This is a genomic window from Modestobacter sp. L9-4 (assembly GCF_019112525.1).
Taxonomy (GTDB): Bacteria; Actinomycetota; Actinomycetes; order Mycobacteriales; family Geodermatophilaceae; genus Modestobacter.
On sequence record NZ_CP077800.1, the window covers coordinates 3,170,327 to 3,188,752 of the forward strand.

21 protein-coding genes and 1 pseudogene are annotated in these 18,426 nt (G+C 73.4%); 11 read left to right on the forward strand and 11 right to left on the reverse strand.

What is annotated here, in order from left to right:
* The first annotated feature begins 34 nt into the window (after positions 1 to 34).
* Positions 35 to 646: a GDSL-type esterase/lipase family protein gene (locus tag KUM42_RS14930; RefSeq protein ID WP_237493313.1), complete on the forward strand. Its 612-nt coding sequence runs from the start codon at positions 35 to 37 to the stop codon at positions 644 to 646.
* On the opposite strand, the gene KUM42_RS14935 is transcribed toward KUM42_RS14930, so the two are convergent.
* Positions 643 to 1,023: a thiol-disulfide oxidoreductase DCC family protein gene (locus tag KUM42_RS14935; RefSeq protein WP_237493314.1), complete on the reverse strand. Its 381-nt coding sequence runs from the start codon at positions 1,021 to 1,023 to the stop codon at positions 643 to 645. The genes KUM42_RS14930 and KUM42_RS14935 overlap by 4 nt on opposite strands.
* Before the next feature lie 20 nt (positions 1,024 to 1,043).
* A complete protein-coding gene (locus KUM42_RS14940; RefSeq protein ID WP_237493315.1) occupies positions 1,044 to 1,805 on the reverse strand; it encodes an endonuclease/exonuclease/phosphatase family protein in 762 nt (253 codons plus the stop codon).
* A 67-nt stretch (positions 1,806 to 1,872) separates the two neighbouring features.
* Here KUM42_RS14940 and KUM42_RS14945 point away from each other — a divergent pair, with 67 nt between their 5' ends.
* Positions 1,873 to 2,424 (forward strand): nucleotidyltransferase, encoded by a 552-nt coding sequence (locus KUM42_RS14945; RefSeq protein ID WP_237493316.1) that lies wholly within the window; start codon positions 1,873 to 1,875, stop codon positions 2,422 to 2,424.
* 74 nt (positions 2,425 to 2,498) lie between these two features.
* The gene (locus KUM42_RS14950) at positions 2,499 to 4,802 is read left to right on the forward strand and encodes a bifunctional diguanylate cyclase/phosphodiesterase (RefSeq protein ID WP_237493317.1); all 2,304 of its coding nucleotides are present in this window, start codon (positions 2,499 to 2,501) and stop codon (positions 4,800 to 4,802) included.
* A 100-nt stretch (positions 4,803 to 4,902) separates the two neighbouring features.
* Here KUM42_RS14950 and KUM42_RS14955 read toward each other — a convergent pair whose 3' ends face one another.
* Genes KUM42_RS14955 through KUM42_RS14965 form a run of 3 tightly spaced genes read right to left on the reverse strand, consistent with a single transcriptional unit; the run spans position 4,903 to position 8,353 of the window.
* Positions 4,903 to 5,682, reverse strand: coding sequence for a succinate dehydrogenase/fumarate reductase iron-sulfur subunit (locus KUM42_RS14955; RefSeq protein ID WP_237493318.1), 780 nt, complete (start codon positions 5,680 to 5,682; stop codon positions 4,903 to 4,905).
* Positions 5,679 to 7,625 carry a fumarate reductase/succinate dehydrogenase flavoprotein subunit gene (locus tag KUM42_RS14960; RefSeq protein WP_237493319.1) on the reverse strand — a complete coding sequence of 649 codons (1,947 nt, stop codon included), beginning with the start codon at positions 7,623 to 7,625 and terminating at the stop codon, positions 5,679 to 5,681. The genes KUM42_RS14955 and KUM42_RS14960 overlap by 4 nt, the downstream gene beginning before the upstream one ends.
* Before the next feature lie 17 nt (positions 7,626 to 7,642).
* Positions 7,643 to 8,353, reverse strand: coding sequence for a succinate dehydrogenase cytochrome b subunit (locus KUM42_RS14965; RefSeq protein ID WP_237493320.1), 711 nt, complete (start codon positions 8,351 to 8,353; stop codon positions 7,643 to 7,645).
* A 203-nt stretch (positions 8,354 to 8,556) separates the two neighbouring features.
* Between KUM42_RS14965 and KUM42_RS14970 the strand changes: the two genes are divergently transcribed.
* The 4 genes from KUM42_RS14970 to KUM42_RS14985 all read left to right on the forward strand — a co-directional run bounded on the left by KUM42_RS14970 (position 8,557) and on the right by KUM42_RS14985 (position 11,990).
* A complete protein-coding gene (locus KUM42_RS14970; protein ID WP_237493321.1) occupies positions 8,557 to 9,171 on the forward strand; it encodes a sulfite oxidase-like oxidoreductase in 615 nt (204 codons plus the stop codon).
* Positions 9,168 to 9,932, forward strand: coding sequence for an FAD-binding oxidoreductase (locus KUM42_RS14975; RefSeq protein WP_237493322.1), 765 nt, complete (start codon positions 9,168 to 9,170; stop codon positions 9,930 to 9,932). Before KUM42_RS14970 ends, KUM42_RS14975 begins: the two co-directional genes overlap by 4 nt.
* A gap of 75 nt (positions 9,933 to 10,007) precedes the next feature.
* Positions 10,008 to 11,018 carry an iron-siderophore ABC transporter substrate-binding protein gene (locus tag KUM42_RS14980; protein ID WP_237493323.1) on the forward strand — a complete coding sequence of 337 codons (1,011 nt, stop codon included), beginning with the start codon at positions 10,008 to 10,010 and terminating at the stop codon, positions 11,016 to 11,018.
* A gap of 147 nt (positions 11,019 to 11,165) precedes the next feature.
* On the forward strand, positions 11,166 to 11,990 hold the full coding sequence (locus tag KUM42_RS14985; RefSeq protein WP_237493324.1) for a formate/nitrite transporter family protein: 825 nt from the start codon (positions 11,166 to 11,168) through the stop codon (positions 11,988 to 11,990).
* Here KUM42_RS14985 and KUM42_RS14990 read toward each other — a convergent pair.
* Complete coding sequence (locus KUM42_RS14990; RefSeq protein ID WP_237493325.1) at positions 11,987 to 12,532, reverse strand: DUF1990 family protein; 546 nt, start codon at positions 12,530 to 12,532, stop codon at positions 11,987 to 11,989. The two genes, KUM42_RS14985 and KUM42_RS14990, sit on opposite strands and share 4 nt — an antisense overlap.
* Before the next feature lie 50 nt (positions 12,533 to 12,582).
* On the opposite strand from KUM42_RS14990, the gene KUM42_RS14995 reads away from it, so the two are divergent.
* From KUM42_RS14995 to KUM42_RS15005, 3 genes are read left to right on the forward strand one after another with little or no spacing between them, the layout of a single operon-like run.
* Positions 12,583 to 13,245, forward strand: coding sequence for an SDR family oxidoreductase (locus tag KUM42_RS14995; protein WP_237493326.1), 663 nt, complete (start codon positions 12,583 to 12,585; stop codon positions 13,243 to 13,245).
* Between the two features lie 12 nt (positions 13,246 to 13,257).
* The gene (locus KUM42_RS15000; RefSeq protein WP_237493327.1) at positions 13,258 to 14,115 is read left to right on the forward strand and encodes a HipA family kinase; all 858 of its coding nucleotides are present in this window, start codon (positions 13,258 to 13,260) and stop codon (positions 14,113 to 14,115) included.
* Positions 14,112 to 14,501: a DUF3037 domain-containing protein gene (locus KUM42_RS15005; RefSeq protein WP_237493328.1), complete on the forward strand. Its 390-nt coding sequence runs from the start codon at positions 14,112 to 14,114 to the stop codon at positions 14,499 to 14,501. Before KUM42_RS15000 ends, KUM42_RS15005 begins: the two co-directional genes overlap by 4 nt.
* Before the next feature lie 7 nt (positions 14,502 to 14,508).
* Here the strand turns inward: KUM42_RS15005 and KUM42_RS15010 are convergent, their stop codons facing one another.
* Positions 14,509 to 14,946, reverse strand: coding sequence for a VOC family protein (locus KUM42_RS15010; protein WP_237493329.1), 438 nt, complete (start codon positions 14,944 to 14,946; stop codon positions 14,509 to 14,511).
* A 187-nt stretch (positions 14,947 to 15,133) separates the two neighbouring features.
* Between KUM42_RS15010 and KUM42_RS15015 the strand changes: the two are divergent.
* Positions 15,134 to 15,412, forward strand: a pseudogene (locus tag KUM42_RS15015) (VOC family protein); the annotation flags it as partial.
* On the opposite strand, the gene KUM42_RS15020 reads toward KUM42_RS15015, so the two are convergent.
* The 4 genes from KUM42_RS15020 to KUM42_RS15035 form a co-directional block, all read right to left on the reverse strand.
* Entirely contained in the window at positions 15,376 to 15,699 is a 324-nt protein-coding gene (locus tag KUM42_RS15020; protein ID WP_237493331.1) for a 4a-hydroxytetrahydrobiopterin dehydratase, read from the reverse strand. The pseudogene KUM42_RS15015 and the gene KUM42_RS15020 sit on opposite strands and share 37 nt — an antisense overlap.
* A gap of 138 nt (positions 15,700 to 15,837) precedes the next feature.
* Positions 15,838 to 16,551, reverse strand: coding sequence for a phosphoadenylyl-sulfate reductase (locus KUM42_RS15025; protein ID WP_237493332.1), 714 nt, complete (start codon positions 16,549 to 16,551; stop codon positions 15,838 to 15,840).
* Positions 16,548 to 16,718 (reverse strand): hypothetical protein, encoded by a 171-nt coding sequence (locus KUM42_RS15030; protein ID WP_237493333.1) that lies wholly within the window; start codon positions 16,716 to 16,718, stop codon positions 16,548 to 16,550. Before KUM42_RS15030 ends, KUM42_RS15025 begins: the two co-directional genes overlap by 4 nt.
* Positions 16,715 to 18,388, reverse strand: coding sequence for a nitrite/sulfite reductase (locus tag KUM42_RS15035; protein WP_237493334.1), 1,674 nt, complete (start codon positions 18,386 to 18,388; stop codon positions 16,715 to 16,717). The genes KUM42_RS15030 and KUM42_RS15035 overlap by 4 nt, the downstream gene beginning before the upstream one ends.
* Between the last annotated feature and the right edge of the window lie 38 nt (positions 18,389 to 18,426).

Below are 18,426 nucleotides of genomic sequence, written 5' to 3' on the forward strand. Positions count from 1 at the left end.
GCACAGCGGGGGCTACCGGGTCGTTGTACGCAGCGTGACGCTCCGCTTCCTCGTCCTCGGTGACTCCCTCGCCTTCGGCACCGGTGCCGCGAGCCCGCAGGACACCCTCGGCTCCCGGCTGACCCGTGTCCTGCGCGACTCCGGCCGGGCCACCGAGCTGTCGGTGGTCGCCGTCCCCGGGGCCACCTCCGCGGGCCTCGCCGAGCAGCTCGGCCGGGCCGCCGCCGCGGACGCCGACCTCGCGCTGCTGGTCGTCGGGGCCAACGACGTCACCCGCCAGGTGCCGGCCGACCGGTCCGCCGCTGCGATCGGTGCCGCGGTGCGCACGCTGCGGGAGCGCGGGACGGCGGTGCTCGTCGTCCCGACGCCTGATCTGTCCTCGGTGGCCTGGGTGCCGCCGGCCTTCCGCGCGGTGGTCGCCGCCGTCTGCGACCAGCTGCGCGCCCGCCAGTCGGCGGCCGTGACGGCTGCGGGCGGGGTCGTGGCACCGGTCGGGCCCGAGCTCGCCGCCCGGTTCACCGCGGACCCCACACTGTTCTCCGCCGACCGCTTCCACCCGTCCTCGGCCGGCTACGCGCTGGTCGCCGAGGCGCTGGCCCCGCACCTGCTCCGGCTGGCCGCCGACCTCGGCGAGGCCGCCGCCTAGGCCGCGTCGCGGGGGAGCACCCGGCAGGCCGGGGTGCCGCCGGGGAGCCGGTGCCGGTTGGCCGCGACGAGCCGGTAGGCCGCCGGTGCGACCCAGCGCAGCGGCGGCAGCGAGATCAGCACGCCCAGCACCGACAGGGGCAGCCCCGCGGCGCGCAGCAGGCGGGCGACGGCCGCGGCCCCGCCGGAGACGCTGCCGTCGCCGTCCACCCACAGCACCTCCTGCTGGGCGCGCTCGGCGGTCACGCCGAGCGCCGGCAGGTCGGCGAACTGCCAGGCCACCACCGTCACCTCGGCGGGGAGCACGCGGCGGGCCACGCCGACGGCGCTGGTGCAGAAGGCGCAGTCGCCGTCGAAGACGAGCGTGGGGGAGGGCACGCAGCCCATCGTCCCCCCGCTCAGCCGATGTCGACGGTGAGCGCCCGGTGGTCCGAGAGCGGCAGGGCCGGTGCCGAGGTCGCGGTGACAGGGCCGAGGGTGCCGCGCAGCAGCACGTGGTCCAGCTGCCGGTCCGGCTCCTCGACCGGGAAGGTCAGCCCGTCGGCCAGCGACGTCCAGCCGGTCACCCGGGCCGGCGTCGGCGGGGTCATGTTCAGGTCGCCCATCAGCACCAGCGGCCCGGGGAAGGCGGTGAGGTCGCGCTGCAGCCGGCGCAGCTGGCGGCGGTTCCAGCCGGGCACGAACGACAGGTGGGTGTTGACCACGGTCAGCTCACCGGCCGGGGTCTCGACCACGGCGACGACGGCGGCCCGCGGCTCCTCGTGCACCACGATCACCTTGCGCGGGCCGGGCAGCCACATCGGGAACCGGAACGGGATGGGCGAGAGCCGGACGACCTGCCAGGACCGCACCGGGTACCGCGACAGCAGCGCGATGCCGTACTCCGCCGTCCCGGGCTGCTCGCGGCCGGTCGCGGCCATCCAGGTGGCCCCCGGGGTGCCGGCGATGGCGGCGACGAAGCGGTGCGCCACCGCCCCCATCGCCTCGGCGGCGACGGCGGTCAGGTCGGCGTGGTGGCTGCGCTCCTGCCCGCGGTCGACCTCCTGCAGCGCCAGGACGTCGGCGTCCAGGTGTCGCACGGCCGCCGCGAAGCGGTCGACGTCGACCCGGTCGTCGGCGGGGGAGCGGCCGTGCAGGATGTTGAAGGTCGCGAGGCGCACGGGTGACCGACTACCCGCCCGGGTAGCTCCACACCCGATCTGCCCACGGACCCGAGGAGCCACCCGCGTGCCAGCCGACCGCGACGCCCTGCGGGGTGCGCTCAAGCGCACCGCCTCCGCCCTCAAGCACGACGGCGTCCCGTTCGCCCTCGCCGGCGGCTACGCGCTCTGGGCGCACGGGGCGCCGGAGTCGGAGAACGACGTGGACTTCGTCGTCGCCGAGGCCGACGTCGAGCGCGCTGCCGCCGTGCTGGACGCCGCTGGGTTCGACGTCATCCGCCCGCCGGAGGACTGGCTGTTCAAGGCCTGCACCGACGACGTCGTGGTCGACCTGCTGCACCGCATCGTCGGTGAGCCGGTCACCGGGGACATGCTGGCCCGGTCCGACGAGATGGACCTGCTGGGCGTCCGGCTGCCGGTGCTGCAGGCCACCGACCTGCTGTCGAGCAAGCTGCGCGCGATGACCGAGCACTACTGCGACTTCGGCTCCCTGCTGCCGCACGTGCGGGCCGTCCGCGAGCAGGTCGACTGGGTGCGGCTGCGGGAGGAGGTGGCAGGCAACGACTTCGCCGCCGCCTTCCTCTTCCTCACCGACCGGCTCGGCATCAGCGGCGGCTGAGGGGCCTCCCCACGACGGGGGGCGTCGCCGGATGTGGCCTCAAGCACAGCCCGGGGGACGCCGATCCGCGTCCCATGACAGGCACCGGCTCCCGTGCGACGGAGCACCCGGCGCGGTCGTCGGGTGACCGGCGGCTCCGCGTCCTGCGCGTCATCGGCGCGTGCCTGTCCCTCGGCTACGTCTCGTCGACCCTCGTCGCCTCCTTCGGCTCCGACGCCTGGTCGCAGGCCCTGCAGACCGGGGGTGACAGCGCCTTCCTCGGTGGGCTCGTCATCGTCGTGCTGCTGCGGGCGCGGCTGTACCGGCAGGACCGCCGGGCGTGGACCGCCCTCGCCCTCGCGCTGCTCAGCTACCTCCTCGGCGGGCTCGTCGACGCGCTCGACCCCGTCCCGCCCGGCGTCGTCGGCCGGCCCTCCTGGGCCGACCTCGGCTGGCTCGCCTTCTACCCGCTCACCGTCCTGGCGCTGGTCTCCATGCTCCGCGCCCGGGCACCCCGGCTGTCCGCGGTCACCTGGCTCGACGGCATCGTGGTCGGCCTCACCGTCGCGACCCTCGGGTCCGCCTTCGCCGTCGGCGGTGTGCTCCGGGGGACCGAGGGCAGCCCGGCCGCCGTGGCGACCGCCATCGCCTACCCGCTGCTGGACACCCTGCTGCTGGTGCTGCTCGTCGGCGCCCTGGTGGTGATCGGCCGTGGCGCCGGCGCCGCCTGGTGGTGGCTGAGCCTGGGTGTCGCCCTGTTCGCCGGCAGCGACGCCGTCTACGCCCTGCGGGTGGCCGACGGTGCCGACCCGATCACCGGGCTGCTCGGCCTGGGCTGGGGGCTGGCCCTGATCTGCTTCGGGGCGGCGGCCTGCCAGCCGCCGCGCACCGAGCTCACCACCCGGCCCGACAGCCGGGTCGGGCTGGTCCTGCCCGGCGTCTGCGCCGTCGCGACGCTGACCCTGATGTACGTCGGCTACCTCGACCACGGACCCCTCGACGACGGTGGCCCGCTGGTCGGCGCGCTGGCCCTCGGATCGGTGCTCGCGGCCCTCGGCCGGGCCTCCCTGTCCTTCCGGGCCGTCCGTGCGCTGGCCGACAGCCGCCAGCAGGCCCGCACCGACGAGCTGACCGGGCTGCCCAACCGGCGCAGCGTCTTCGAGTCCCTCGCCCGCGCCGACACGCAGCTGGCCGCCGGTGTGCCGATCGCCGTCCTGGTGGTCGACCTGGACCGGTTCAAGGAGATCAACGACTCGCTCGGGCACGTCGCCGGCGACGAGCTGCTGCGCCAGGTCGGGCCGCGACTGGCCGCCCACCTGCGTGACGTCGACCTGCTGGCCCGCCTCGGCGGGGACGAGTTCGTCGTCGTCGCCCACGACGTCCGCACCGAGGACGCGCTGCTGCTGGCCCGCCGGCTGCGCGGTGAGCTGCAGCGCGCGTTCCGCTTCGGCAGCGTGGAGCTCACCGTCGACGCCAGCATCGGCGTCGCCGTCGGCCCGCTGCACTCCGGCTCGGCCGAGGAGCTGCTGCAGCTCGCCGACCTGGCGATGTACTCCGCCAAGCGCTCCCGGGCCGGGGCGGTGCTCTTCGACGACGCCCGGGACGGCGAGGGCCGCCACCGGCTGGAGACCGTCGAGCAGCTGCGCACCGGCATCGCCGAGGGCCAGCTCGTGCTGCACTACCAGCCCAAGCTCGACCTGCGCACCGGTGAGGTGGAGGCGGTCGAGGCCCTGGTCCGCTGGGCCCACCCCGAGCGCGGCCTGCTCTTCCCCGACGCCTTCATCGACATCGCGGAGTCCGCCGGGCTCATGTCGCGGCTCACCTCCGCGGTGCTGGGGCAGGCGCTGGCCCAGTGCCGGACCTGGGCCGACGCGGGCCTGGTGCTCGACGTGTCGGTCAACGTCAGCCCCTCGGACCTGACCGACGAGGCGTTCCCCGCCGAGGTCGCCCGGCAGCTGCTCCTGCACCGCCTGCCGGGCACCCGGCTGGTCCTCGAGGTCACCGAGAGCCTGCTGATGACCGACCGCGAGCGCGCCGTCCGGGTGCTCGAGGCGCTCCGGTCGACCGGCGTCGGCATCTCCATCGACGACTACGGCACCGGCTACTCCAGCCTGGCCTACCTCGCCTCGCTGCCGGTGACCGAGCTCAAGCTGGACCGCACCTTCATCAACTCGATGCCCACCAGCCCGCGGGCGACCGCCGTCGTCACCTCGACGCTGCAGCTGGCCCGGTCACTGGGCCTGGTGATGGTCGCCGAGGGGGCCGAGGACGCCGAGACGGTCACCGCGCTCAGCGCGCTGGACTGCGACCTGGTGCAGGGCTACCACGTGAGCCGCCCGCTGCCGCCGGAACGACTGACCACCTGGCTGCGCGAACGCAGCGCCGTCGCCCGGCCCTGAACGCTGAACGGCCCGGCACCCACAGGGGTACCGGGCCGTCAGGCCCCGTCCAGAGGCTCGTCCCGAGCGTGCGAGGGATGAGGAGGACGGGGTCCTTCGACTAGCTGGTCGGGACCGCGCCGGCGCGCAGGGCGCCGAGCAGGTCGTGGTTCAGCCGGGAGATCGTCTCCATCGAGATGCCCTTGGGGCAGACCGCGGAGCACTCGCCGATGTTGCTGCAGCCACCGAAGTCCTCGGCGTCCTGCTGGGCCACCATCCGCAGCACCCGGGTGTCGCGCTCGGGCTGGCCCTGCGGCATGAGCCCGAGGTGGGCGACCTTGGCCGCGGTGAACAGCATCGCCGAGCCGTTGGGGCAGGCGGCGACGCAGGCGCCGCAGCCGATGCAGGTGGCGGCGTCGAACGCGGCGTCGGAGTCGCTCTTGGGCACCGGGGTCGCGTGCGCGTCCGGGGCCGTGCCGGTGGGGGCGCTGATGAACCCGGCGGCGGAGATGATCCGGTCGAAGGCCGACCGGTCGACCGCGAGGTCCTTGACCACCGGGAAGCCACCGGAACGCCACGGCTCGATGTCCAGCACGTCGCCGTCCTTGAACGAGCGCATGTGCAGCTGGCAGACCGCGGTCTGCTCCGGGCCGTGGGCGATGCCGTCGATCATGACGCCGCACGAGCCGCAGATGCCCTCGCGGCAGTCGTGGTCGAAGGCGATCGGGTCGTCGTCGCTGAGGATCAGCTTCTCGTTGAGCACGTCGAGCATCTCGAGGAAGGACATGTCGGGCGAGACGTCGGTGACGTGGTAGGTCACCATCTTGCCCTTCTTGGTGCGGTCCCGCTGCCGCCAGATGTTCAGGGTCAGGCTCATCGTGCCGGTCTGTGTGCTGGTCACTTGTAGCTCCGCTGTGCGAGGTGGACTGTCTCGTACTCGAGGGCCTCTCGGTGCAGCACCGGGGCGACGTCCTCGGGGGTGTACTCCCAGGCGGCGACGTAGGCGAAGTTCTCGTCGTCGCGGAGCGCCTCGCCCTCAGGCGTCTGGCTCTCGGCCCGGAAGTGGCCACCGCAGCTCTCGTTGCGGTGCAGCGCGTCGACGCACATCAGCTCGGCGAGCTCGATGAAGTCCGCGACGCGGCCGGCGTGCTCGAGGTTCTGGTTGTAGATGCCCTGCTCGCCGGAGACCTTGACGTTGGTCCAGAACTCCCGGCGGATCTCCGGGATGCGGTCCAGGGCCTTGCGCAGCCCCTCCTCCGACCGCTCCATGCCGCAGTAGTCCCACATGAGCTTGCCTAGCTCGCGGTGGAAGGAGGCGACGGTGCGGGTGCCGTTGATCGACAGCAGCTTCTCCGTCTGCGCCCGCACGGCCTGCTCGGCCTCGACCGCCGCCGGGTGGGTGGCGTCGACCTTCGGGAACGGACCGTCGGCGAGGTAGTCGTTGATCGTGTTCGGCAGCACGAAGTAGCCGTCGGCCAGGCCCTGCATCAGCGCGCTGGCGCCAAGCCGGTTGGCGCCGTGGTCGGAGAAGTTGGCCTCACCGATCACGAACAGGCCGGGGATCGTGGACTGCAGGTCGTAGTCGACCCACAGCCCGCCCATCGTGTAGTGCACGGCGGGGTAGATCCGCATCCCGGTCTCGTAGGCGTCCTCACCGGTGATCCGGTTGTACATGTCGAAGAGGTTGCCGTACTTGGCCTCGATGGCCTTGCGGCCGACGCGCTCGATGGCGTCGGCGAAGTCCAGGTAGACACCCAGTCCGCCCGGGCCCACACCGCGGCCCTCGTCGGTGACGTTCTTGGCCTGGCGCGAGGCGATGTCACGGGGCACCAGGTTGCCGAACGCCGGGTAGATGCGCTCGAGGTAGTAGTCGCGCTCGTCCTCGGGGATCTGCCGCGGGTCGCGGGTGTCGCCGCGCTCCTTGGGCACCCAGACGCGGCCGTCGTTGCGCAGCGACTCGCTCATCAAGGTCAGCTTCGACTGGTAGTCGCCGCTCACCGGGATGCAGGTCGGGTGGATCTGCGTGTAGCAGGGGTTGGCGAACAGCGCGCCCCGCTTGTGCGCCCGCCAGGCCGCCGTGACGTTGGAGCCCTTGGCGTTCGTGGACAGGTAGAACACGTTGCTGTAGCCGCCGGAGGCCAGCACCACGGCGTCGGCCATGTGCGTGCTGATCTCACCGGTGATCAGGTGCCGGACGACGATGCCGCGGGCCTTGCCGTCGACGACGACCAGGTCGAGCATCTCGGTGCGCGGGTGCTGCTCGACGTTGCCCAGCCCGATCTGCCGCTCGAGGGCCTGGTAGGCGCCGTAGAGCAGCTGCTGGCCGGTCTGGCCACGGGCGTAGAAGGTGCGGGAGACCTGCGCGCCACCGAAGGAGCGGTTGTCCAGCAGGCCGCCGTACTCGCGGGCGAAGGGCACGCCCTGGGCCACGCACTGGTCGATGATCGCGCCGCTGACCTCGGCGAGGCGGTGCACGTTGTCCTCGCGGGAGCGGAAGTCCCCGCCCTTGACGGTGTCGTAGAACAGGCGGTGGACGCTGTCGCCGTCGTTGCGGTAGTTCTTCGCGGCGTTGATCCCGCCCTGGGCGGCGACGCTGTGCGCACGCCGGGGGCTGTCCTGGAACCAGAAGTTCTTGACCCGGTAGCCGGCCTCGGCCAGCGTCGCGGCGGCGGAGCCGCCGGCCAGGCCGGTGCCCACGATGATGACGGACAGCCGGCGCCGGTTGGCCGGGTTGACCAGCCGGGCCCGGAACTTGCGCTCGTTCCAGCGCTCGTTGATCGGGACGTCGCGGGGTGCCTTGGTGTCGGCGATCGGCTCGCCGACGGTGAACAGCTCGAGTGCCATGGCTGGGTGCTCCTGTCTCAGTCGATCAGGCCGAAGGCGACGGACAGCGGCACGATGACGAACCCGATGCCGATGAGCCCGGAGATGAGGTACGCGATGCCGTTGACGGCGCGCTCGCGCTTCTTGTTGGTCTGCCCGAGGGTCTGCGTGGCAGCGAAGATCCCGTGCCGGATGTGCCAGGCCAGGATCAGCATCGAGACCACGTAGAAGAGCGTGATCGGGATGTTGGAGAAGCTGGCGATCATCCGGTCGTAGGGCGTGGTGCCCGTGCCGGCCGGGTTCACGACCCCGAAGGTGAGGTCGAGGATGTGCCAGACGATGAAGAGGGCGAGGATGATCCCGCCCCAGCGCACGGTGCGGGAGGCGAAGCTCTGCTGCACCCGCTTCTTGGTCACGTAGGGCACGGGGCGCGCACGGCGCGCCTGCCGCCACAGCGAGATGGCCGCCCAGAAGTGCGAGACCACCGCGGTCAGCATGACGACCCGGATGATCCACAGCGTCGTCTGCTCCGGGACGGCGGGCTCCCCGATGGTGCGGAGCCAGTGCGAGTACCCGTTGAACTCGTCGGCGCCCTGGAAGGCGTGCAGGTTGCCGATCATGTGCGCGATCAAGTACAGGATCATGATGATCCCGCTGACCGCCATCACGGTCTTCTTCACGACCGAGCTGCTGAAACGGCCGGTCTTCGGGGCCCTGCGCTGGGCCGGTTGCGTCGTCACTGTCGCCACGACGCCACGGTAGGCCCACTCCACACGTGACACCCAGGTGAACCCGCCGTGACGCCCGTCATGTAAGGGCGTACTACGTGCCGCAGCTGGGCAACACCGCCCGCCCGCCGCTCTCTTCCCGCCCGTCCACGGCCGTTGGACGGGCCGCCGCCGGGTGGAGGAAGATCGCCCGCGTCCCGATCAGCCCCCGAGAGGACGACGACGTGCCCGGACCCACCCGCGGCTTCCTCGGCCGCCGCCGCAGTGCCGGCGACCCCCGGCTCCCACCCGGCCAGTACGACGCCGGCTCCGACTGGCCGGTGCTCACCGCCGAGCCCACCCCGCGGATCACCCCGGAGACGTGGTCGATCACCGTCGACGGAGCGGTGGAGAACCCCACCACCTGGACCTGGGACGAGGCGCACGCCCTCCCGGGTGCCGAGTACAACGGCGACATCCACTGCGTGACCACCTGGTCGAAGTTCGACACCCACTTCGCCGGCGTCAGCGTCGACTCCCTGCTGGAGGTCGCGAGGCCGAAGCCGGAGGGCCGGTTCGTCATGGAGACGGCCAAGACCGGCTACACGACCAACCTGCCGATCGAGGACGTCACCGGCGGCAAGGCCTGGCTGGTCTGGGAGTTCGACGGCAAGCCGCTGGCGGTCGAGCACGGCGGCCCGGTGCGGATGCTGGTGCCGCACCTGTACTTCTGGAAGAGCACCAAGTGGATCAGCCGGATCACGGTCATGGAGCGCGACCAGCCCGGCTTCTGGGAGCAGAACGGCTACCACGACCGCGGCGACCCGTGGAAGCAGCAGCGCTACCAGGGCGATCTGTGACGGCGGACCCGGGCCCGGACTCGGGCGCGACCGGCGTCACGGCCGGTGGGGGAGCCCCGGCGGGCGGCTGGACGACGGCGACCGTCTCCGGGGTCCGCCGCCCGATCGCCCGGTCGGTGGAGCTGCGCCTGGACGTCCACGACCGCGTCGACCACCTGCCGGGCCAGCACTACGTCGTCCGGCTGACCGCCGAGGACGGCTACACCGCGCAGCGGTCCTACTCGGTGGCCTCGCCGCCCGGTGACCCGCTGGTCGAGCTGTTCGTCGAGCGGCTGGACGACGGCGAGGTGTCGACCTACCTCGCCGACGTCGTCGAGCCCGGCGACGAGCTGGAGGTGCGCGGGCCGATCGGTGGCTGGTTCGTCTGGGACGGCGAGACGCCCGCGCTGCTGGTGGGCGGTGGCTCCGGCGTCGTCCCGCTGGTGGCGATGGTGCGGCACGCCCGCGACATCGGGCGGCTGGACCTGCTGCGGGTGGCGGTCTCGGCCCGGACGCTGGCCGCGCTGCCCTACGCCGACGAGCTGGCCGAGGCGGGTGCGCAGATCGTGCTCACCCGCGAGCCCCGCGGCATCCGCCCGGCGTCCCGGCTGACCGGGATGGACCTCTTCCCGCTGGTCGAGCCGGGGCAGACGGCGTTCGTGTGCGGTTCGACCGGCTTCGCCACCGCGGCCACCCAGCTGCTCGTGGAGCTCGGTGTGCCGACGACGGCCATCCGGGTGGAGCAGTTCGGGCCCTCGGCGCTGGAGCTGCCGAAGCGCTGACGAGCCCCTGTGATCGGGCTGGGTAAGGACAGGCTAACCTCTGCTGGTCAGTCGTTGATCTTGAGGAGCCTGCCCGTGCCCCGCCCGTCCCGCCTCGCCGTCCCCCTCGCCGCCCTGGCCCTGACCGCCGGGCTCGCCGCCTGCGGCGGAGGCTCCGACGACGCGGCGGCCGCACCCTCGGCCGCTGCGTCGTCGTCCTCGACGGCCTTCCCGGTCAGCATCGAGAACAAGTTCGGCACCACCGAGGTCCCCGCCGAGCCGCAGCGGGTGGTCACCGTCGGCTTCAACGACGAGGACTTCGTGCTCGCGCTGGGTGTGGTCCCGGTCGGTGTGCGTGACCTCATCGGGGACTACGACGCCCCGAGCCGGCCGTGGGCGCAGGAGCAGCTCGGCGGGGCGGAGCTCCCGACCGTCGGCGGCACGGAGCTCGACGTCGAGGCCATCGCAGCGCTGGACCCCGACCTGATCGTCGGCGTGTACTCCTACATCGACCAGGCGGTGTACGACCAGCTGTCGAAGATCGCGCCGACCCTCGCGCAGACCGACGCGTACGCCGACGGCGCCACCCCCTGGCAGGAGCAGACGCTGCTCACCGGCCGGGCGCTCGGCCGTGAGGACCGGGCCCAGGAGCTGGTCGACGACGTCGAGGGCCGGTTCGACGAGGCCGTCGGTGCCCACCCCGACCTCGCGGGCAAGGCGATCGCCGTCGACCTCACCGGCGTGGGCTCGGGCCACTACCTGCTCGGCAGCGACGACCTGCGCACCCAGTTCTTCACCGACCTCGGCCTCACCGTCCCCGGGACCAGCACCGACGTCAGCCCGGAGCGGATGGACCTGCTCGACGCCGACGTCCTCGCGGTCAACGGCTACGACCAGGCGAAGGCCGACGCCGACCCGCTGCTGTCCGCGCTCGACGTCGTCACCTCCGGCCGCACCGTCCTGCTCGGTGGGTACGAGGGAGACGTCTCCGCCGCGCTGGGCTTCGGCAGCCCGCTGTCGCTGCCCTACCTGCTCGACGAGGTCGTGCCCGCGCTCGCCGCCGCCGCCGACGGCGACCCCGCCACCGCGGTCACCCCGCTCAGCTGAGTCCTGGTGAGGGAGTCCCAGCGCTGCAGGGAGCGAGCGCTGGGACTCCATCGGCTGCGGGTGTGCGGCGTGTCGGCGCGGGGGTACGACCCGTCCGGACGCGCAGTCCGATCAGCGGACGTCGACGTGCGCGACACGAGGAGCACCGTGGCAGCCCACGACCACGCCCAGGCCCGCAGCGAGCTCGGCGACAGCGACGGCCCGCAGGAGGACCAGCTCCAGGAGGCCTTCGACGCGATCGTCAGCGAGGGCGCCCAGCGGCTGCACCGCACCTGGCGCGAGGTGCTCACCACCGGTCTGGCCGGCGGCATCGAGGTGGCCGTCGGCGTGCTGGTGCTCTTCGCCGTCTACGCCGAGACCGGCAGCCACCTGCTGGCCGGGCTGGCCTTCTCCGTGGGCTTCATCGCCCTGGCGCTGGCCCGCAGCGAGCTGTTCACCGAGGGCTTCCTGGTGCCGGTGACCGCCGTCGCCGCCGGCCGGGGGAGCCTCGCGCAGCTGGGCAAGCTGTGGTCGGGCACGCTGGTGGGCAACCTGGTCGGCGGCTGGCTGCTCATGTGGCTCGTCGTCCAGGCGTTCCCCGACCTGCGGGCCACCGCGATCACCAGCGCGACCCACTTCGTGGACGCCCCGCTGGACCTGCAGTCGGCCTCGCTGGCCTTCCTCGCCGGCATCGGCATCACGCTGATGACCCGCATGCAGCACGGGACGACGTCGGACGTGGCCAAGATCGTCGCCGCGGTCGTCGGCGCCCTGGTGCTGGCCGGGCTCCAGTTGTTCCACTCGATCCTGGACTCGCTGATCGTCTTCGCCGCGCTGCACGCCGGTGCGCCGTTCGGCTACGGCGACTGGGCCGCCTGGTTCTGGTACACCACCCTGCTCAACATGGCCGGCGGCCTGTTCGTGGTGACCCTGCTCCGGCTCGTGCGCAGCAAGGACATGCTGCAGCGCGAGCGCGCCGACGCAGCCGCCTAGCGGCTCGCGGCCCTGCGGATCGCCGTGACGTAGCGGTCCAGGGCCAGGGTCTGCACCCGGCGGCTGACCGGCCCGCCCAGTCGTGACAGCCGGGTGCCCAGCCGGGAGAACGCCCGCAGCTCGTAGACGACCTCGCCGTCCGGGCGCAGCGAGACGACGAAGGACTCCTCGCCGCTCTCGGGGTGTCCCGGCAGCGTGCCGTAGGCGAAGCCCCGGCGGTCCGGCTCGTCGACGACCCACACGACGCGGCACGGGATGTCCAGCCCCAGCCGCTGCAGCCCGGCGGTCATCAGGACGACGGTGCCCACGGCGCTGGCCGGCCCGTCGGCGCGGATCCGCAGCCCGGCGCCGCGCTGGGCGTCCCAGCGGAGGACCGCGGCCGCGGCCCGCTCGAACGCCTCCCGCCCGGAGCCGACCACGTGGGCGCGTTCGACCAGGTGGTACCCGGCGGGCAGCACGCCGTCGCGGGTGCCGCCGACCTCGTCGTAGGTGAACGGGGCGTCGGTGTACTGGTCGACGGTGGCGCGGCGGAGGAGTCCCACCTGCCCAGTGTGTGCTGCGTCGGTGGGCGCCGGCGGGGTAGGGGTGCCGGGTGGCCGGGGCCTTGGTGGTGGGTGCGAGCAGCGAGATCGGCGCGGCCGTGGTCGGGGCGCTGCGCGCGGCCGGCCACGAGTGCCTCGGCTGGGGCCGGGACGCCGGTCGGCTGGCGGCGGCGGGGTGCGCCGGCCGGGTGGTCGACCTGCGGTCCCCGGCGGAGGTGGACGCGGCGCTGGCCGAGCTGCCGGACCGGTTGTCGGTCGTCGTGTACGCGGCCGGCCTCTTCGACTGGGCCCCGGCCGACACCGGCGACCCCGACGTCTGGGACGAGCTGGTGACGGTGAACCTGGCGGCGGCCATGCGGGTGACGCGCGGGGTGCTCCCCGCCCTGGTCGCCGCGGCGCCCTCGTCGCTGGTCCTGCTCGGCTCGGCCGCGTCCCACCGGGCGTTCGCCGGCAACCCGGCCTACGTCGCCAGCAAGCACGGGCTGGCCGGGTTCGCCCGCTCGGTGTTCCTCGACGTCCGCGACCGGGACGTCGCCGTGACGCTGCTGTCCCCGGGCCTGGTGGCGGCCGGTGCCGGGTCGCGCGCGCCGGGGGTGCGACCCGACGAGCTGCTGCAGCCCGCCGACGTGGCCGAGGCGGTGCGCTGGGTCGTGGGCACGCCGGCGCACGTCTGCCCGGTGGAGGTGCACCTGCAACCGCAGCGGACGGCATAGGGTCACGGCACTGTGCTCGCCGCCGTCTCCGCCACCCGCTACGTCACCCCGCTGCGCGAGGGTGGCTCGCTGCCCGGTCTCATGGAGGCCGACGACCTGGGCACGTACGTGGTCAAGTGGCGGGCCGCCGGCCAGGGCGTGAAGGTCCTCGCCGCCGAGGTGGTCTGCGGTGAGCTGGCCCGCCGGCTCTCCCTGCCGGTGCCCGCGCTGGTGACCGTGGACGTCGTCCCCGAGCTCGCGGTGGGGGAGCCGGACTACGAGGTGCAGGAGCTGCTGCGCAACTCCGCCGGGACGAACCTGGGCACGGACTACCTGCCCGGTGCGCTGGACTTCGAGGCCGGGGCGGCCCGGGTCACCCCCGAGCTGGCCGGGCGGGTGCTGTGGTTCGACGCGCTCATCGGCAACGTCGACCGCTCGTGGCGCAACCCGAACATGCTCTTCTGGCACGGCCGGCTGTACCTGATCGACCACGGCGCCGCGCTGACCTTCCACCACCACTGGCCCGGCGCCCCGGCAGCGGTGACCCGCGCCTACGACGCCGCGCAGCACGCGCTGATCGAGTGCGCACCCGACGTCCCCGCCGCCGACGCCGCGCTCGGCCGGCTGGTCACCCGGCCGCTGCTCACCGACGTGCTCGCCCAGGTGCCCGACGCCTGGCTGGAGGGCCCCAGCCCGGACGACGGCCCTGAGGCGGTGCGCGAGCGCTACGTCGACCAGCTGCTGGCCCGGCTCGCCGCCCGCGACGCCTGGCTGCCCGGACTGGTCGCCGCAGCGGCCGCCGGGGGTGCGGGCCGGGGGAGTGCCCCGCGGGGGCAGAACCGGCCGTCCTGGCTCGGCCCGCCGCCGCCGGAGGGCGTGACCCAGCGGTGAGGGAGACCTTCGAGTACGCCGTGCTGCGGGTCGTGCCCCGGGTGGAGCGCGGGGAGTCGCTGAACGCCGGCGTCCTCGTCTACTGCCGGCAGCGCGACTACCTCGGCTCGCGCGTGCACCTGGACGTCGCCCGGCTGCGGGCGCTGGACCCGACCGCCGACCCGGTCGCGATCACCGCCGCGCTGCAGGCCTCGGCCGACGTCTGCTCGGCCGCGGTGGGCGTGGGGGCCGCCGGCCGCGAGGCGCTGGGCTCGCGGTTCCGCTGGCTCACCGCGCCGCGCAGCACCGTCGTGCAGCCCGGACCGGTGCACACGGGCCTCACCACCGACCCCGACGCCGAGGCCGACCGCCTCCTGCAGCTGCTGGTCCTCCCCGTCACCGACTGACGCCGGGTCAGGTGCAGAACTCGTTGCCCTCGGGGTCGAGCAGCACCGCCCACGAGGTGCCCATGCCGGACCGGTTCTCGACGAAGGTCGCACCCAGGGCGGTGAGCCGCTCGACGGCCGCGGCGATCCGCCCCTGCTGCTCCGCGGGGGGCACCGACGGCCCGCCACCGGCCTGCAGGTCCAGGTGCACGCGGTTCTTCACCGTCTTGGGCTCGGGCACCCGCTGGAAGAACAGCCGCGGCTGGGCCGGGTCGGTGCTCTCCACGGCGGAGGCGTCGTTCCAGTGGTCCTCCGGCACGCCACGGGCGGCCAGCCAGCTCGGCCAGTCGGCGGCGCCGTCCGGCGGGCCGGGCACGCGGTAGCCGCGGTCGGCGAGGGCAGCGGCCCAGAAGCCGGCCAGTCGCCCGGGGTCCTCGGCGTCGAAGACGATCTGCACGGGTCTCATGGCGGCAGTGTGGCGCCGGGGACCGACCGGACGGAAGGTGTCGGTGCCCTCCGGTAGGACGTCGGCATGGAGATCTCCGCGGTGGGCGTGAGCGCCACCGACCTGCGCCGGGCCGTCGCCTTCTACGAGCTGCTCGGGTTCGTCTTCCCCCCCGTTCGACGACGGGGAGGACCACGTCCAGACCGCCCCCGGGACCGGTGCCCAGCTCATGATCGACAGCGCCACGCTGATGACCGGCCTGCTGGGTGAGCCGCCGCAGGCGGGCAACACCGCCGCCTTCGCCGTCCGCTGCGCGTCACCCGCGCAGGTGGACGAGGTCACCGCCCGGGTGGCCGCGGCCGGGCACACCGTCGTCACGCCACCGTGGGACGCGCCCTGGGGCCAGCGCTACGCCGTCGTCGCGGACCCCGACGGGTACCGGGTCGACCTCTACGCGTCCTCGGACCCGGCCTCGTCGTCGGACTGAGCGGCGAGGAGCTCGTCGGCCCGGCGGGCGAACTCGACGTCGAGCTCGGTGACCGCGTCGACCGAGTGGGTCAGCAGGTGGACCGTCAGGGTCCCGTAGCCGATCTCGACGTCGGGGTGGTGGTCGAGCGCGTCGGCCACGTCGGCCAGCGCGAGCACGTGCGCGGCGGCGGCGCGGAAGTCGATGCCCCGGGTCCGGCGGTGGATCCCGTGCACGTCCCCGGCCCAGCCGGGCAGCTCCGCCAGGGCATCGGCGAGGTCCTCAGGGGTCAGCGGTGTGCGAGCCATCCACCGATCCTGCCGTGCACGTCCGGCCCCGTCCCAGGGGCCCGCGGCGCGCGGAGCGCGTCGCGGGGATCCGGCCCTGCTGCAGGGGCCCGCCCTGAGCCTGCGAAGGACGGGGGGCAGGAGGGTCCTTCCACTTCCTCAGGTGTGCAGGCCGCACTCGACCTTGTTCTTGCCGGCCCAGCGGCCGGCGCGGGGGTCCTCGCCGGGGGCGACGGGGCGGGTGCACGGCTCGCAGCCGATGGAGGCGTAGCCGATCTCGGCCAGCGGGTTCACCGGCACCTGGTGCTCGGCGATGTAGGCGTCCACGTCGTCGGAGGTCCAGGCGGCGAGCGGGTTGACCTTCACCATGCCGCGCTTGGCGTCCCAGTCGACGACCTTCGTGCCTGTGCGGCTGGGCGACTCGTCGCGCCGCACGCCGGAGCCCCAGGCGGTGTAGCCGGCGAGTGCAGCGGCCAGCGGCTGCACCTTGCGCAGCGAGCAGCACAGGTCGGGGTCGCGCTCGTACAGCCGCGGGCCGTGCTCGGCGTCCTGCTCGGCGACGGTGCGCGCCGGCATGATGCTGTGCACGGTGATCGGCAGGACGCTGCTGATCCAGTCGCGGGTGCCGATGGTCTCGGCGAAGTGGTAGCCGGTCTCCAGGAACACCACGTTCACCCCGGGGACGGCGCGGCCGGCCAGGTGCGCCAGCAGCCCGTCGGCCATGGACGAGGTGATGGCGAAGGAGTCGCCGAACGTCTCACCGGCCCAGGTGAGCACGGCCAGCGCCTGCTCGACCGGGTCGGTGATGCCCTCGAAGCGGGCGTCGGCCTCGGCGGCGAGCTCGGGCGTCGGTGTCGCGATCGCGGTCGTCATGGGCGCTGGACCCCCGTTCCGGTCAGGTGGACGGTGAAGGCGCGCAGGCAGGCGCCGCAGCGCCAGCCGTCCGGGTCCTCGCCGTGCGGGACGAGGTCCTCCTCGCCGCAGTACGGGCAGTGGAACACCGGCAGCTGGCGCTGCCTTCCCGGGCCCGGCTCGCTCATCGCAGCCAGTCGTCCTCGGCCCGGGCCACGTAGGCGGCGAACCGCTCACCCTCGGTGCGCCGGTCCATGAACCCGCGCAGGACCCGCTCGCAGTAGTCCGCGGTCTCGTCCTTGGTGATCTTGTGGGCGCGCAGCTTGCGGCCGAAGGTCGCCTCGATGCCGAGGTGGCCGCCCAGGTGCACCTGGAAGCCCTCGACGCTCTGGCCGGCGGCGTCGGTGACGATCATGCCCTTGAAGCCGATGTCCGCGGTCTGGAACCGGGCGCAGGCGTTCGGGCAGCCGTTGACGTTGATCGCGATGGGCTCGTCGAACTCCGGCAGCCGGCGCTCGAGCTCGGTGAAGAGGTCCTGGGCGTGCGCCTTGGTCTCCACGATCGCCAGCTTGCAGAACTCCAGGCCGGTGCAGGCCATGGTGCCGCGGCGGAAGGCGCTGGGGCGCACCTGTAGGTCGAGTGCGTCCAGCTCGGCGATCAGCGCCTCCACCTGGTCGTCGGCGACGTCCAGGATGGCCAGCTTCTGCTGTGCCGTCGTCCGGATCCGGCCCTGCGCGTACCGGTCGGCCAGCTCGGCGACCTGGGTGAGCAGCGTGCCGCTGACCCGGCCGGTGCGCAGTGCGAAGCCCAGCACGTTCAGGCCGTCGCGCTGCTTGGAGACGCCGACGTGGTCGCGCTGGTCGTGCGCGGCCGGGGCCGGGGCGGGGCCGTCGGGCAGCTTCTCCTGCAGGAACTCGTCCTCCAGCACCTGGCGGAACTTCTCCGGGCCCCAGTCGGCGAGCAGGAACTTCAGCCGAGCGTGGGTCCGCGAGCGGCGGTAGCCGTAGTCGCGGAAGACCGAGCAGACCGCGGCCCAGACGTCGGAGACCTGGTCGGGGCGGACGAAGACGCCCAGCCGCACCGCCAGCTTCGGGTTGGTGGACAGGCCACCGCCCACCCACACGTCGTATCCGGCCTCGCCGTCGGCGTTCACGACGCCGACGAAGGAGAGGTCGTTGATCTCGTGGCCGGTGCAGTGGTCGGTGCAGCCGGACATCGAGGTCTTGAACTTGCGGGGCAGGTTGGAGAACTCCGGGCTGCCGACGTACTTCTCCACCGTCTCGGCGATCACGCCGGTGGCGTCGATGACCTCGTCGGACAGGACGCCGGCCAGCGGGCAGTTGAGCATGGTGCGCGGGGTGTCACCGCACGCCTCCATGGTCGACAGGCCCACGGACTCCAGCCGGTCCCAGATCGCCGGGACGTCCTCGATGCGGATCCAGTGGTACTGGACGTTCTGCCGGTCGGTGACGTCGGCGACGTCCCGGCCGAAGTCGGTGCTGATCGAGGCGAGCACGCGCAGCTGGTCGCTGGACAGCTGCCCGCCGTCGATGCGAGCGCGCAGCATGAAGTAGCGGTCCTCGAGCTCCTCGGGCTCCAGCACGGCGGTCTTGCCGCCGGGGATGCCCTGGGCGCGCTGGGTGTAGAGCCCGAACCAGCGCATCCGGCCGCGGAGGTCACCCGGGTCGATGGAGTCGAAGCCGGCCTTGGAGTAGATGTCGATGATCCGCTGGCGCACCTCGAGCCCGTCGGAGTCCTTCTTCATCCGCTCGTTGGGGTTCAGCGGCTCGCGGTAGCCCAGCGCCCACTGGCCCTGTCCGCGGACGGGCTTGCTGCTGCTGCGGGTGGGGGTGGACACGTCAGACGGTCTCCATCTGCATCGGCACGGGACGTGCG

Bases quoted from the DNA above. Each gene is read 5' to 3' on its own strand.
- KUM42_RS15030 (WP_237493333.1), bottom strand. From the start codon at position 16,718: ATGAGCGAGCCGGGCCCGGGAAGGCAGCGCCAGCTGCCGGTGTTCCAC.
- KUM42_RS14960 (WP_237493319.1), bottom strand. From the start codon at position 7,625: ATGGCACTCGAGCTGTTCACCGTCGGCGAGCCGATCGCCGACACCAAG.
- KUM42_RS14950 (WP_237493317.1), top strand. From the start codon at position 2,499: ATGACAGGCACCGGCTCCCGTGCGACGGAGCACCCGGCGCGGTCGTCG.
- KUM42_RS15010 (WP_237493329.1), bottom strand. From the start codon at position 14,946: ATGAGACCCGTGCAGATCGTCTTCGACGCCGAGGACCCCGGGCGACTG.
- KUM42_RS15020 (WP_237493331.1), bottom strand. From the start codon at position 15,699: ATGGCTCGCACACCGCTGACCCCTGAGGACCTCGCCGATGCCCTGGCG.
- KUM42_RS15025 (WP_237493332.1), bottom strand. From the start codon at position 16,551: ATGACGACCGCGATCGCGACACCGACGCCCGAGCTCGCCGCCGAGGCC.